Source organism: Anaerolactibacter massiliensis (assembly GCF_900290205.1).
GTDB classification, from domain to species: domain Bacteria; phylum Bacillota_I; class Bacilli_A; order Erysipelotrichales; family Erysipelotrichaceae; genus Bulleidia; species Bulleidia intestinalis.
In genome coordinates, this window is the sequence record NZ_OLMH01000002.1 from 1,615,040 (window position 1) to 1,629,900 (window position 14,861).

General features: G+C 44.6%; 15 protein-coding genes. 4 read left to right on the plus strand and 11 right to left on the minus strand.

Annotated elements, in window-relative coordinates:
- Positions 1-11 precede the first annotated feature (11 nt).
- Complete coding sequence (locus C7E00_RS11285; RefSeq protein WP_105304365.1) at positions 12-1,430, minus strand: aldehyde dehydrogenase family protein; 1,419 nt, start codon at positions 1,428-1,430, stop codon at positions 12-14.
- Entirely contained in the window at positions 1,430-2,647 is a 1,218-nt protein-coding gene (locus C7E00_RS11290) for an iron-containing alcohol dehydrogenase (RefSeq protein WP_105304366.1), read from the minus strand. The genes C7E00_RS11285 and C7E00_RS11290 overlap by 1 nt, the downstream gene beginning before the upstream one ends.
- 452 nt (positions 2,648-3,099) lie before the next feature.
- Here C7E00_RS11290 and C7E00_RS11295 point away from each other — a divergent pair, with 452 nt between their 5' ends.
- Positions 3,100-4,032 (plus strand): transposase, encoded by a 933-nt coding sequence (locus tag C7E00_RS11295; RefSeq protein ID WP_105304367.1) that lies wholly within the window; start codon positions 3,100-3,102, stop codon positions 4,030-4,032.
- A 105-nt stretch (positions 4,033-4,137) separates the two neighbouring features.
- Positions 4,138-4,368 (plus strand): DUF6061 family protein, encoded by a 231-nt coding sequence (locus C7E00_RS11300; protein ID WP_105304368.1) that lies wholly within the window; start codon positions 4,138-4,140, stop codon positions 4,366-4,368.
- A gap of 159 nt (positions 4,369-4,527) precedes the next feature.
- Here C7E00_RS11300 and C7E00_RS11305 read toward each other — a convergent pair whose 3' ends face one another.
- Positions 4,528-5,034: an ABC transporter permease gene (locus tag C7E00_RS11305; protein WP_204378613.1), complete on the minus strand. Its 507-nt coding sequence runs from the start codon at positions 5,032-5,034 to the stop codon at positions 4,528-4,530.
- A gap of 358 nt (positions 5,035-5,392) precedes the next feature.
- On the opposite strand from C7E00_RS11305, the gene C7E00_RS11315 reads away from it, so the two are divergent.
- Together C7E00_RS11315 and C7E00_RS11320 are read left to right on the plus strand one after the other, a co-directional pair.
- The gene (locus C7E00_RS11315) at positions 5,393-6,613 is read left to right on the plus strand and encodes an IS110 family RNA-guided transposase (protein ID WP_105304369.1); all 1,221 of its coding nucleotides are present in this window, start codon (positions 5,393-5,395) and stop codon (positions 6,611-6,613) included.
- Between the two features lie 50 nt (positions 6,614-6,663).
- Entirely contained in the window at positions 6,664-6,894 is a 231-nt protein-coding gene (locus C7E00_RS11320) for a hypothetical protein (protein ID WP_105304370.1), read from the plus strand.
- 119 nt (positions 6,895-7,013) lie between these two features.
- Here C7E00_RS11320 and C7E00_RS11325 read toward each other — a convergent pair whose 3' ends face one another.
- The 8 genes from C7E00_RS11325 to C7E00_RS11360 form a co-directional block, all read right to left on the minus strand.
- Complete coding sequence (locus C7E00_RS11325) at positions 7,014-8,465, minus strand: ABC transporter permease (RefSeq protein WP_204378614.1); 1,452 nt, start codon at positions 8,463-8,465, stop codon at positions 7,014-7,016.
- Between the two features lie 110 nt (positions 8,466-8,575).
- Complete coding sequence (locus C7E00_RS11330; protein ID WP_105304371.1) at positions 8,576-9,373, minus strand: ATP-binding protein; 798 nt, start codon at positions 9,371-9,373, stop codon at positions 8,576-8,578.
- Positions 9,373-9,876 (minus strand): hypothetical protein, encoded by a 504-nt coding sequence (locus C7E00_RS11335; RefSeq protein WP_105304372.1) that lies wholly within the window; start codon positions 9,874-9,876, stop codon positions 9,373-9,375. The genes C7E00_RS11330 and C7E00_RS11335 overlap by 1 nt, the downstream gene beginning before the upstream one ends.
- Before the next feature lie 156 nt (positions 9,877-10,032).
- Complete coding sequence (locus C7E00_RS11340; protein ID WP_105304373.1) at positions 10,033-11,061, minus strand: tyrosine-type recombinase/integrase; 1,029 nt, start codon at positions 11,059-11,061, stop codon at positions 10,033-10,035.
- Positions 11,048-12,022 (minus strand): tyrosine-type recombinase/integrase, encoded by a 975-nt coding sequence (locus C7E00_RS11345; RefSeq protein WP_105304374.1) that lies wholly within the window; start codon positions 12,020-12,022, stop codon positions 11,048-11,050. The genes C7E00_RS11340 and C7E00_RS11345 overlap by 14 nt, the downstream gene beginning before the upstream one ends.
- Positions 12,019-13,260, minus strand: a complete 1,242-nt coding sequence (locus C7E00_RS11350; protein WP_105304375.1) for a site-specific integrase — start codon at positions 13,258-13,260, stop codon at positions 12,019-12,021. Before C7E00_RS11350 ends, C7E00_RS11345 begins: the two co-directional genes overlap by 4 nt.
- A gap of 101 nt (positions 13,261-13,361) precedes the next feature.
- Positions 13,362-14,153 carry a DDE-type integrase/transposase/recombinase gene (locus C7E00_RS11355; RefSeq protein ID WP_105304376.1) on the minus strand — a complete coding sequence of 264 codons (792 nt, stop codon included), beginning with the start codon at positions 14,151-14,153 and terminating at the stop codon, positions 13,362-13,364.
- Between the two features lie 144 nt (positions 14,154-14,297).
- A complete protein-coding gene (locus tag C7E00_RS11360) occupies positions 14,298-14,849 on the minus strand; it encodes a hypothetical protein (protein ID WP_204378615.1) in 552 nt (183 codons plus the stop codon).
- Between the last annotated feature and the right edge of the window lie 12 nt (positions 14,850-14,861).

Below are 14,861 nucleotides of genomic sequence, written 5' to 3' on the forward strand. Positions count from 1 at the left end.
TGAATCTGAAACTACCGTTCCAGGAACTTCAGAACTGCCTTCTTCAGCTTTCCTTCCCTGCCGCTGTACGGATGTTCCCGTAACGGCAGATTGAATTTCGTCGAACCGATCAGGACCGTGCTGGGATGCGTGAACTCACGGAAACCCCACTCGCCATGATAAGCACCCATGCCGGAATGTCCGGTTCCGTTGAACGGAACTCCCTTCACCATCAGATGCAGACATACCTCGTTGATGCAGCCGCCGCCATACTGCTGCGTCTGCATGACTTTCTTCGCCCACTGCATGTCCTTTGTGAACACATACAGAGACAGGCCATGTTCTCTGGAAGCGATCGTATCAAGCATCTGATCGATCTCGTCATCCGGATACGGCACGATCGGCAGAAGCGGATTGAACAGCTCATGATTCACGATCGGCTCCTCTGCCTTGACAGGATAGATGATGGTCGGTGCATAGCGCAGCGTATCCGGATCTCCCTTTCCGCCCCAGAGAATCCGATCCCGGTACTGCTCTGCTTCTTCTGCACAGCTGTCATAAGCTCTTCTCGAAATCAGATGCGGGAATTCTTCATTATGCTCCGGATTCTCGCCGAGCTGGGTTGCAAATGCCTTGATCAGTTCGTTGATGAACGGCATCGCCACTTCTTCTGCCACGGCGATCTGGTTGATGTTGATGCATACCTGGCCGGCATTCATCGCCTTGAAGAACGCGATCTTGCGGGCAGCATCTTTCAGATCCGCATCCTTGCGGATCACGCACCAGTTGCCGTTTTCTCCGCCAAGCTCCAGCGCTGCCGGCGTCAGGTTCTTCGCTGCTTCTGCAAGCACATGCTTGCCAACCTTCGGGCTGCCGGTATAGAAGATCTTGTCGAACCGTTCTTCGAGGCACCAGTCCGCAACCTCATGACCGCCGTCAATGACCGTCACATAGTTCTCCGGGAACGTATCCCGGATCAGCTTCTGCATTGCTTCAGTGCAGTGCACAGACTTCGAGCTTGCCTTGATCACAGCAGTATTGCCGCCGGCAATCGAAGCCGTCAGCACGCCGAGCGATAGAAGAATCGGAAAATTGAACGGAGAGATGATCAGCGTGGTTCCGTAAGGCATCTTATATACTTTCGTGATCACGCTCGGAAAGCAGAGCACGCCGCTGAAATGCGTTTCCGGAGCTGCCCATTTCTTCAGCCCGGCAATGGCTTCATCAATTTCCAGAATGACCGAACCGATATCGCACAGATACGCTTCCGTATCGCTGCGGCCGAGGTCCTCTTTCAGAGCATGTTCCAGCTCGCTCTGATGCGTCTGCATCGCGATCTTCAGCTTGATCAGCTTATCGATTCTCCAGTTCACATCCAGGGTTTCCCCCGTATGGAAGAACTGGCGCTGTGCTTCATTGATTTCGTGTATCCGTTCCTTGGTCCATTCCATCAGGCATTCTCCTTCCGCAGTTCTGCAATCAGTTTTTCAAAGTCTTCATAGCCCCAGGTCACCGGGGTCGGATAGAGCGGATTAGCTTCTTCCATTGCCCAGGTGATGATCTGAGGAATATCTTTCTCCTGGATCATATCTGCTCCGACCGGGATCTGCATCTCTGTCTTCATCTCCTCGATCCAGCTGATGAAGGCATGTGCTTTCTCCGCATTCGTGCGTCCTTCTATTCCGCATACATCAGCCAGCTCGCTCAGCGAATCATAGACCGCCGGCCCGTACTGCCGCATGACATGAGGCAGGATGATGCTCATGGCAAGCCCATGCGGGACCCCATACAGACCTCCCAGCGTATGCCCGACCGCATGCACATAGCCCACGCAGCCTCGCGTGAAGGCACGGCCGGCAAAGAAGGCTGCTTTCTGCATCTCTCCCCTGGCTTCCAGGTCATTGCCATCATGGTATGCTTTCAGCAGATTGTCATGAATCAGCCGGACTGCTTCTCTTGCTAAAAAGTCTTCCAGTTCAGTGTTGTACGTATGATTCGTATATGCTTCTACCGCATGGCACAGCGCATCCATGCCGGTGGTTGCGGTTACTTTCGGCGGCAGACCCTGGGTCAGCTCCGGATCCAGGATCGCATAGTGCGGCAGAATGCATGGATCGTTGATGCTTGCTTTATGATGCGTCGCAGAATCGATGATGACGGCCGCCACCGTGGTTTCCGATCCGGTTCCGGCAGTCGTCGGAATCGCAAACAGCAGCGGAATCTTCGCATGCACTTTCAGGATGCCCTGAAGCTGCGCAACGGTCTTATGCGGATGAACCGACTTGGCCGCAATTGCCTTAGCACAGTCAATCGGTGCACCTCCGCCCAATGCGACTAATGCCCTGCATCCATGTTCCTGATAGACTCGGAAGCCAGCTTCGACATTATCGCTGGTCGGGTTGGGCTCAACGCCGGAGAATACGGTGTAATGCAGTCCTTCCTGATCCAGAAGATCGGTCAGCTTTGACGCAAGGCCAAGCTTCACGAGGTTCGGGTCCGTGACGACCAGCAGCTGATCTGCGCCCTTCGAGCAGATCAGTGCAGGCAATCGCTTCAGGCATCCTGCCCCTTCCAGGTAGTCCGGCATGCGGTAACCCAGAAAGTAATCTGCTCCTTTCATCCCAGCCTGAAAAACGCGGCAGTAAATTCCGGAAATGATCTTGTCCATAGGAATTCCTTTCTCTGGCCTCTGCCAGCAATTCCCCTCATGGACATTCTAGCATATTCGTCAGAAACCATGGATTTTGAAAAGAAGGATCGATCTCCTTCTAACACCTGACAATTATCATTGTGAACAACATCTCCAGTGTTCACTCTGCTTAGGCAACATGTCCTAAAAAAGTTTATTATTTCAGAAATAACAACCGGCAAAGCGAAGCGAATATTTAGATATTTCTGCTATGCTACATCTTTCACGTTGATTATTGATCACCTAGACAAGAAAAAACCGGCTCTATATTCTTGCAAAAAGAAAAAAGCCGTATTTGCACAAGGAGGCTGAAAGGCATACGATTTAAGAGATCCGAGAGGATCTAGAAAGTATGCTTAGGCAGGCAGCCGTGTACTTTGGTGCGTGGTGGCCCTACATGACTGCCTGCCTAAGCATCGGGCCACCACGCCATGACATCAAAATCAAATAGATTCATTTCCAGGAGACGAACTCCCTGGGATCTTCTTCCTGTTCGTACGCAGTCGGAAGACTTTATTCGTAATGATGTTGTCAGTCATTACAATGAACGCCATCCGGATCTGTACGGTAAAGAAGAACTTGAACTGATCAACTCATATGTTCCAGCCTCATGCAGGTTCTGCGGATCAGCTCATTTCAAGAAGAACGGATTCTATCCTTACGGAGTCAGGCAATACAAGTGCTGTGACTGCAATAAGAAATTCTCTGTCATTACAGGAACTATCTTCGACAGTCACAAGATTTCTATTACCGAATGGATAGAATACTGGCGTAATCTGCTCCAATATCTCAGCTTAAGTGCGGACTCCTGGAACAACAAAAATGCTTTTACTACGGCAAAATACTGGTTTGCAAAGACATGTCTTCTGCTGGACGAAATTCAGGATTCTATCCTGCTTGAAGGCGATGTTTATTGCGATGAGACATTTATTCCAGTTCGCAGCGAAGATATCATTCGCAAAGAAAATTACCAGAAGCTGCGCGGCCATTCTATTAATCAGATGTGCATTGCGACAATCACAGATGGTAAAACCGTGTTTGTAAAGTACATTGGCTTGGGCGAGCCAGCCGGCAGACAAGTATATGAAGCTTTAAAGGATCATATCAAGCAAGGATCAAGATTGATCACTGATGAAGATCCATGCCATAACATGCTTGTCAGGAAGCTGGAACTGAAAAATATCCAGTATGATTCTAAGAAAAGGAAAGGTTTGCCTGACAATAAGAATCCGATGAATCCCATCAACCAGGTTCATAATAGGCTGCAGAAGTTTTTAAGAGCACACAGCGGCTTTAGAAGAGATGAACTTCCTGGTTATCTGAACCTATTTGCATTCAGCTTCAGCTCCGCACGATCTTTATGAGAAATTAGACCGGCTGCTGAATTTGAGTTTTGAAAACCCGAAAACACTTCGCTACAGAGAGCTGTATCGCAAGAGTAAGCCAGATTTGTAAGATCCTCAGCCCCCTTGTGCAAATACGGCTTTAAAAGAAAAGGAAATTCCATTGACATTTATACAAATGTTGGCTATATGCTTCGCATTGACTGCTGGGAAGCCGAAAAGGATTTAAAAACCACACCCGGATCAGACTGTGCATTGACTTCACTTGCACTCGATGAACAACTTGAATATGCGAGATTATATCTTGAGGGCAATTTACAGATGTGGGTAGATACAGAAGATTCATTAGAGTTATAAAATGCAAACAGCCTGTATGCTTCATTACACACAGGCTGCTTAATCAGATTTATTATAATTGATGAAAAATCGGTTGCATTTTGTCAAAAGCACAAAACTTTTTGAAACAAAGTGCTTTTAATTCCTGTTATGATACTGAGGATATCCCAGCAATACTTGCTATCCCTGATACCTTATTCTTTCTACCAGCGTTTCCTTTTTCAGATTACTGCTTAAAACGCAGGAAAGCACAATCTGCAAAAGGCTGACCAGCAAAATCATAGCAAGAATTGGTGTAATTGGAACATGATAGACATTCATTCCAAATATCCCATTATGCTTTGCATAGGCAAAGAGCACGTAGCCAAGTGGCAGACCAACGACAAGTGCTACACATATGGTGCCAACCGTAAAAATCAATCCCTGTAACTGCAGACATAAATTTAATTGTTTATTTGTCATACCCACAGCCTGTAATACACCATATTCCTGCTTTTTTGTCGTAATATTCATGATCATGGTGTTTGCCATATTCATAAAACCGATGAATCCTACAACCGCCATAAACAGATAACAGCCAAGCTTCATCGTGCGAGCTGAGAATTCTGCAGATTGTAACTGCGCATGATAAGTATCCATTTTTATATGCGAAGTATTAGAAATCAATGTATTCAGATTTTGCTCCACAGATGCCACATCTTTTTCTATTATGAAATCAGGAAGAATCCAGTCCTGATTGAGCTGTCATGAGCATATGAATCTACAATGGTAAGGTCAGGATTACCTGGGTGTATTCCTGGCCTTTCCTGCGTATAGGCATATACCGGAAAGGTCTGGGTAAAAGTAAGGACGCCACTTTTTTTAAGCTATCGAACGATAAGCCAGTGACAAAAAACGTCCTGCTTCCCTTTTGTGATATAGCCAGCTTAATCAAAATGTGCAGCCGGAAGTATTCAGGCATGCCGTATCTAATCCAGAAAAATCAGCTGTCGCAAAGGTTCAGGGAAGCTTTACCGCAGACATTTATGCCAGAGGAGGCTCTTTTATGGACGGACCAATTATCACGGTAGATGTCTCAAAAGGCAACTGCCACTATCAGCCGTGGCTGACAGCAGGCCATTCCCTGCGGAAGCCGAAAGTGCTGAACGATACGAAAGATGGCTTTGAAGCATTGTCTGAAACCATTGAGATGGTGAAGGAGAAGAGCGAAGCTGATACAGTCCCGGTAGTATTCGAGGCGACCGGCGTCTACCATCGCTGTCTCCAGAAGTATCTTGATGATATAGGAAATCCTTACATTGTCGTTCCGCCACTGCTGTCTGCAGCTTATCGGAAGACGAACCTTCATGGCAATAAGACAGACAATGCGGATTGTGCCCATATCGCCAAAGTGTATTACCAGGAAGAACATCTGCAGTGCCACCAGAATGAATCGGATACGTATGCACGTCTGCGGGCAAAGAATCGCATGTATGAGAGCGAATTGAAGATCCTGCGGCAGCGGAAATGCACGTTCCGGGCAATGCTGGATGTGATCTATCCGCGCATGGATAAGTGCTTCAAAGGGCATGCAAGCCTTTACGATTCGGTTCCGATGGAAGTGCTGAAGAAATATCCGCATCCATCATTACTTCTCAGGCACAGGGAGGAAACCATTGTGAAAGCGATCCAGAAGCCCGCAGGTCATAAGAAAGGCTTCACTGAAAATATCGTTCACAAGATGTATCAGTGTGCAGAGGAATGTTATTCCGGCGTGGATGCGGACAGTGTGGAAGTACAGCAGTTTCCTCAGATAATCAATGAACTCATGGAGCAGATGGAGCTCTGCAATACATACCTTGAGGAATTGATCGAAGATGCCAGTAAGCTTCCTTCCTTTGCGATTCTGCTCAGTATTCCTGGAATTGGCAGGAACATCGCGGCACGGATCATCGCGGAAATCGGCGATGTCACCCGGTTCAGGAACGCGCGAGGCATCGTAGCATATGCAGGGCTGAATCCGAAAATCAATCAGTCAGGTGAGAAGGATGGGACCCACCTGGCTATATCCAAGAAAGGAAACAGACATCTGAGGTGTCTTCTTTATCTGGCAGCCACGTGCAACTACAGGCTGAAAAAGGGAGATTCTATCTATCAGTTCAACCAAAAGAAAAGGCAGCAGGCTGCCTCACCATTGAAGCCCAAAGCTGCCAATATCGCTGCGGCGGATAAACTATTGGTAGTAATTTATTCGCTTATGAAGAACGGCTCAACTTTCCGTTCCTAAGCAGATTATAGAACGAATTTTCAAAACCGGGGAGCCTGTCTCCTCTTTTCGTGGTGGCAGATCAGAAAAATTCTGAAGCTTATGAATTTATCGAAGAAATCTCTGAAAAAGGACTTGATTTAAGTTATCAAAAGGGAGATTCTATCTATCAGTTCAACCAAAAGAAAAGGCAGCAGGCTGCCTCACCATTGAAGCCCAAAGCTGCCAATATCGCTGCGGCGGATAAACTATTGGTAGTAATTTATTCGCTTATGAAGAACGGCTCAACTTTCCGTTCCTAAGCAGATTATAGAACGAATTTTCAAAACCGGGGAGCCTGTCTCCTCTTTTCGTGGTGGCAGATCAGAAAAATTCTGAAGCTTATGAATTTATCGAAGAAATCTCTGAAAAAGGACTTGATTTAAGTTATCAAATTTTTGTCACAGTCCACCCACAGATAGCCATAGGCTGTTCCTCTCGGATTCATGGAACGGTATACACCTTCCGGAATGACAAGGTAAGTGTCCGCACTTACAAAGGATCCTGCAATCTTTCCCTGATAGGTATAGGTTCCACTTCCATTCTCAAAGTCAAATGCAATGGATTCACCCGGAGCATATCCATCTTGTTCCATCCACGTCGACCAACCAAAGAAAATTTCACCATTCTTTACCGCCTGATCATAGTCCATAGAGCCAATATCCCCGTCTTGGCGCATAAAATCAAAATCATTTTTACTCACAATATCAGCCGGATATCTTGTTCCGTTCAGATTCACATAGACAATCTCTCTCGTCATGACATCTGTCACTCCTGGAATGCTTTTAATTTCTTCAATCAGCGAATCATTCAATGGATCATCCGTCAGAATCGTATCCAGATTATTCTCCGGATATCTTTCATCATACTCAGCAGAATAGTCAAGCTGCAGTTCAAATTGTCCATGGTTGATTGCAATCCGCGCCTCGTGCTCCGTGTCAATATTCCCAACATAATTAGAGATAATTACAAACAATACACATGAAAGCCCCATGGTAAGAATCGTAGCAATGGTTCTTTTCGGATTGCCTGTCACATTTGCCATTGCCATGGAGAAAACGGTGACATCTTTTCTGCCTTTTCGTCTGCCCTGTTTTTGCGTTTTGGAGCCATCAAGATACCGTATCGCTTCGATGGGTGAAATCCGGGAAACAATTTTCATGGGTTTGCGCAGAGCCAAAACGACCGTAAGAAACGATACAAAAATGCAGATGAGCATAATGGTCAGTGAAAACAGAGGCACCTGATGGTTCTTGATTCCGGACGATACCAGATTTCCCTGCTCCACCAGCCAGTTGAAGCTGACTTTTGCAATCAGGAAACCAAACAGCAGCCCCAGCGGTATCGAAGGAACCGCCAGAAGAATGCCCTCACGAAAGATCAACTGCTTCATCTGCTTTCTGGTTGCACCCAGTGCCTTGATTTTTCCGTACTCCTGAACTTTCTGGGCGATCCCGACCTGGAAGATATTATAAATGACCACAACGGAAAACAGCACGATTCCGAGGATCAAGGTTCCACAAAGCACAATCATTTCATAGCTCGGCTGCAATACCCACTGCAGGTAGAGGTCATTGATGATCACGTTTTTCTGGTCAATGCCGCAGGAATCCGCGATTTCTTTTATAACAGGCGCAACATTATTCATAGATACATTTGCAGAATCGCTCAAGGTAAAATAGATATTATATTGCCTGTCACCCTCCGCAATGTTAGCGTCGGATAGAAAGGGCCATTCTGAGTCGGGAGAAAAAGGCCAATTCCGGTCGGAAAGAAAGGACCAAAACAGCAGAAAACAAATAGAACTCGGAGTATAGCGCATGTTAATCAGCACGCGAAGCTCCGGGTTCTTTGTGTCAGACCGACTTCTTTCTATGGAATATTATCCACAGGCTCATGTACTAGCTGAACTGATTGCTTTGAAGTCGGTCTGCTTATCCTTGATCAGTTCACCTGATGGATATCGTCATCTGCTTCGACTGCGAGGATCTCGCGACGCTGACCACGATAGCTTGTTCCTTTGACTGTAACAATCTTTGCAACGTCGAAGATACGGTCCAGAGCTGCGTTCAGGCTATCTCCTCCGTCAAAGTATTCAGACCATTCATCAGGCTGCCTATTGCTGGTGAAGATCATGCATTTAGGCCCTTCCTTCTCATATCTGCGATCTATCAGGTCGAAGAACATAGCTGTGGATTCTCTGTCGAAATGACGTCTGCCGATCTCATCAATGATCAGACAGGTAGGCTTCAGAAGTCTGTTGATGACGCGAGCTTTCTTAGTTTTGTCATTTCCTGCCTGGATGAACAGATCATCTAGTTCTGATGCCTTAAGGAAGTATGCTTTCATTCCTTCCATACAGCATTTTCTTCCATATGCCTGAGCCAAGTGTGTCTTTCCTACTCCAGCCGGACCGATCAGAGCGACGTTCTTTCCGGCATACAGTTCCGAGAGATTTGAAAGCGCACGGACTGCGTCGCCGTCTTTCCCATGGAGCCGCGTGAAGTCATAATTTTCAAACGTCTTTGGAGCCTTCACAGGCAGTCTGCTTAACTTTAGGAGGGTGTTTACCACTTTCTCATGCTTGCGAGCTTCAAGCTGCTGAAACAGCTCCACGATGGCTTCAATCTGATCCTCGGTATAGTTCTTTTCGGCTGCCATCTGAGCAAGTTCTTCTGGCCCGAAATCAAGCTTCAGTGTTTCCGAGCTCTTTCCGAAGAGGTCGTATAATGACTGTTCCATTACATCTCAACCTCCTTATCAAAATTGAAATTTCCTAACCTTGATTGATTTTTGCCTTCCCGCTGGTGCATCTGTGTGGTAATGGGAGCTGTAGGGAATTCCTCGGGCTGTTCATCCGCATATTGATCTTTGCAGAAACTGTCATATGGAGCCCACGTCACATCATGTTCTGCCAGCTTTCTGCTGAGATCGTCAGATCGGATAATCAGGATATATTTCTGCCTGGAGACTCGTGCAACACGTTCGGTATACCAGTACGGAACGCCAAACCGGCGGCCTTCAAAATTAATGAAGCCATCAAAGGAGATCTTTCTCTCCGGCCAGAGGTATATCAAAACATCCTTGGTTATCTGCAGCGGCCTGGCGACTTTCATACACTCTTCGCTGTGTTTTTCATCAGGGACACAGTAAACGCCTTTATGGTATTTCTTGTTCTGAACATCGCACCATGACAGGACATCATAATTCAGCTCGGTGATATTACTGAATGGCCGTCCTGCCATGAAGTTGTTCTTAACGAAGCGGACAAGACGTTCTACTTTTCCCTTATTACGTAAAGATTTACATAATAAGGGTTATGTAAAGAGTTTATTTATGTAAAGGAATCGGCAAAACCCTGCTGTTTTGCAGGGCTTGGATACTCGATTTCTTTGCATAAATTATCTGCTCTTGTTAAAGGTCTTCAGCCATTCCTTCAAAGACACATTATTCTCCCATTCAGGCTCTTCAGTGGGAGTAATATGTGAAGCTGCAGCTTCAATGACTTCTCGTTTTTTCTTGGAATTTGTCTTTGCATATACTTCTGTTGTTTTTACACTTACGTGCCCGAGGAGATCACGTATATAAATTAAATCGATTCCCTCATCTACCATACCCATAGCCGTTGAATGTCTGATCTTATGACAACTAAAGTCCTCCGGTATTCCTATTCCTGGGTTATGGTCTCTGGCTCTTTTTGAATATTTCTTAACAATATAATCAATGCCTTGCCGTGTCATTTTATGCTTCATATGATTTTGAAACAGATAATCATTTTCTTTTATTGGCTGATCATAATTCATGATGGATATGTAATGTTCGAGATACGGTCTCACATCCTTAAAGATTGGTATATATCTGCTTTTCTGCCCTTTTCCATGTACCAGAATTGCGGCCGGTTCTGAAAAGGATACATCTTTTACTTTTATTCCGATTACTTCACTGACACGTATTCCTGAGGAGTACATGACCGACAGTATTACAAAATCTCTGAGCCCATTTGGCTTATTCAGATCTACTTCATCCAGAATTGCCTTCATACCATCTTCTTTTACATAGGAAATTACCGGTTGCGGTGCTTTCTTTGATCGTATGGAAAGAATTCTCTGATATTCGTTCAGATATTCAGGGAGCTCATATTCCAGAAAATGTACAAACCCATTCATGGCTGCCTGCCGCTGATTTCTTGTGGACACAGAATTTCCGTTTATCTTTTCAATCCATTCATACCATTTTTCTACTGTTTCTCTCTTAAGATCTGCCACTTTGATTTCATCTGCTTCCAGATCATTTTCTTCTTTCATAAATTTCAAGAACGATATGAATGCATATCGATAAGTATCGACAGTTTGTGCTGTTGAACCGCAATGATTTGGCAAATAGGAAAGAAAGTATTTTTGCATGTAAAAGCCAAAATCAGTTGTCTTCATAAATGATCCTTCCATCGAAAATGCGATTCATTTTGTTTTTCATCTTTTCTTCGAGATAGGGAAAATGGTCAAGGGTTAACTGAAGATACTGCTCAGTTGCGTATATTGTTTTATGCCCCATATAAGCAGAGAGGATTGGAAGGCATACGTACATATCCATGCCCGCATCTCCCATTTGACGGAAAGAATTCACCGCAAATGTAGATCTCCAATCATGGATGCGGGGACCATAGTTTCCTCCTATATAAGGAATTCCTGCTCTACTCAGTATTTCGCGGTGGATTGTATCAAGAGTATCTCCTCGCATTCTTCTTCCTGCGGCATTTACGAAAATATAATCATTCTCTGAGTACATATAGAAACACTTGTCGGCATATTGTTTTAAAAGATTATTCAGATCATCACTTATAACAATCATCCGTTGATTCTTATTCTTTGTTTCATTGAGAAGCAGTGTTCCTTTATTTAGATCCACATCACACTTTCGAATTCCGAGCGTTTCATTAAGACGTGTACCGCATGAATAAAGAATTCTGAATATAACCGGCAGTTCGATCTCAGTCCTGCGACTGCACAGGCATTGGTAATGGTCAACCTCCCAGAAATATCTTTCCGTTTCACCGGGCGTATAAATATGTGGTTTAAACTCAGTGGGATGGAATCTGATATCGCGTGTAACATATACTGGTAATCCCTTAAGTCTGAGGAAGATAAGGAAATTCTTAACACAATTAATCCTTGAATAATGTGTGGTTGGTTTTTCATCAGGCTTTCTTTTTAACCATTTATCCGCAAGTTCTTCATCAAAGGACTTTTTGTTCAAACTGTTTTCAACGCAGAACCTGTCGAAATTCCTGAGATTGGTTTTGAAAGAGAGTTCTTCATATCCATTTTCTATTTTGAAATCGATGTACTCATTAATTTCATCTTTAAAAACTGATGTATACTCAGGTCTCCTCATAACGCGCCTCTATAATAATGGGATGTTACAGGTGGAATTGATAATGCACATTTTTTTAGCTTTTGTTCATCCAGACTGATATAGACTTTTGTTGATTCAGTATTCTGATGTCCAAGAACAGCACTTATGATTGGCAATGAGACATTTTGTCCCAGCATATTCGTCGCAACACTATGGCGAAGTGAGTGCGGTCCATGTTTTTTGTTCTGCCAATCTTTTATTCCCGCTTTCCTCATATATTTTGAAACAATCGAATGAACTGTAGGACTGGAGAGAGAAGTGCCTTTGTCAGAATGCTGGTGAGAGACAATAATTACAGCTTCACTGGTTTCTGGCCGCCCGTTTTTGACGTAGTCTATAATTGCATTCCCGACAGAAGCGATTAACGGATAATTTACTGGAACACCTGTCTTGTCCTGAATGATAGAAATAACATTTTTATCCCAATCAATATTTTCGAAACGCAATTTGATGATATCTCCGGCTCTAAATCCATATTCTGCTGCGAGCAGAAGAACGAGATAATCTCTTTTTCCGATCGCCGATGTGCGCTCAACAGATTCAATTATTCTTTTGATTTCTTCTGCAGTATAGGTGGTAGGAAGAATCTTATGGCGTTTGTAGTTATCGGATAAAACGTATACAGCATAATCAAACTCTGTTTTCTCAAATTCGTAGAGAAAATGGAAATATCCTCGCAGAGTATGAATACAGTTATGCTTTCCTGATTCACTGAAGTGATGGTAATCATAAAATTCAGTAATCGTATTGAGGTTAATATCTTTTAAGTCAATCCTGAAAACATTCAAATACACACAGAACATATGTAGATAGAGTTTTTTATTGTCTATCGTTTTGTATGAAAGATGAAGGCTATTTCCCATATAGTGAATATAGCTTTCCATTAATTCTCCGTGCACTCCTTCAAAGCGCTTTTCAACACTAGGTGAGCGAAAGGAAAATTCACCATCTTTCTGGTAAGAGATAAGCATATAAATTGCTCGGAGCGCCAGTTTTGATTTGCCTGGAAGTTCTTTACCGGTCAAGTGTGTTCCTACAGTTTCATCACAGTATAGCAAACCGATATCCTCAGTAAATTCTGAGTAATGATTTTGGTCCATCCATTGTATCAATGAATCCCAGTGAGAGCAGATATTTGCGGCATATTCTTCGCGGTACTCGCGAATTTGAAGTTCGCTGGTACAAATATCAACCAGATCTTTTATTGTGGTAATCATAATAAAACCACCTCCTTAAGGTGGCTCTATCATGAGTAGGCATTTATGTAAAGAAATCGAGTATCCAAGCCCTGCAAAACAGCAGAGTTTTGCCGATTCCTTTACATAAATAAACTCTTTACATAACCCTTAGTGAAGGGGTGGCGTGGCTTGCACAGCTTGGTCTGAAAGCCGATTGCCCTCATGAACGCTTCATAGTCTTTGTTCCATATCGGCTTTCCTTCCGAATCTCGGCCTGTAACTACGCTTTTCATGTTATCAGTGAGAATGTACTTCGGAACTCCCATTCTCTGGAACGCATGGATCATGCCTATGAACAGATTCTCCTGCTTGGCGTTGGGGAAGAATTCGACATAGCGCTCTCCGCAATGATGGCATATCATCACAAAACACGCGGCTCTGTACTGTTTTCCGTTTTCAATATCGACATTTACAAAGCCCCAGTCCATCTGATAGTTTTCACCTGGACCTGAATGGTAACGTCTTCCCCGGTTTCCCTGCGGGGAGACAATCTCCCGCTTGGCCGGCATCAGGTAAAGATGCTGTTCAACGTATTCTTTTACCTGTGTCAGCCCGCCGGAATAGCCATGAGCTACAAGAATATCCATGATATTGTTGGAATTCCTGTTATTCTTTCGGAGCATATCATCAATAAGGGCAGTATAGCCGGTCAGCACCGTGCTGCCATGATGTGTTCCCTTTAATGCATGATCCTTAATGACAAAGCCATCCTTCTGGATCTTGCGAAGCCTCTTCCGGGATATCCCCGTTCTTCTGCCAAGCTCAGCCAGATTAACTTTATCAATGCTGAAAGACGAACCCTGTTCTTCTTTCATCTCTTCCAGGGCTTGTGATATAGTGGCCTCAAGGTCACTGCGCTGTTTCTGGTTCATGTTCCTCCTTTCGCTAGTACATTGAGCATGTCTAGTATAGAAGGAACCATGCTTAGTTACACGCAGTGGCCCTTTTCTTCCGACAAATTATGGCCTTTCTCAGCCGACGTTTAATGGCCCATTTTTCCCGACGCTTTCTGGCCCTTATCGCCCGACCCTAACAGCAATACGCTCATTATAAAAATCCTGCGAACCGAATACAACATAGCAAGCCTCGATGGTATATTCATCCCGGTCATATAAAATCCCGCTGACAGTAAATTCCACCGGTGCGTATTCCGACTGCATGCCGGAACGGTACTCCAATGTTACGGTGTCTCCGACCCTTACATCATGGTATCCCTCTGCATCAAAGAAAGCGCGTCCTGCGGCAATTTCCTGCGACTTTTCCGGATAGGTACCTTCCTTCAACAAATATTCCTGATTATAGGGAAGCATTTTCCTGACCGTTTCATCCGCACTGACAAAGCCGCCATTTTCATTTCCTTTCAGGATGCCCTCCGTACACATGATGCCGATATCAGATATCTCAGCTCTGCGTTCCACTTCTTTTAATTGCGTACCATCTGCGGCGATAAACAGGCCGTAGTTGCTTCCGTATGAGCTTGCCGCCTGACTTTTCTGTAAACGAATTACCCCATTTCCCACAGTACTGATGATAACAAGCAGCATCGTGGTCAGACAGATTGCCATCATGATCAGGATACT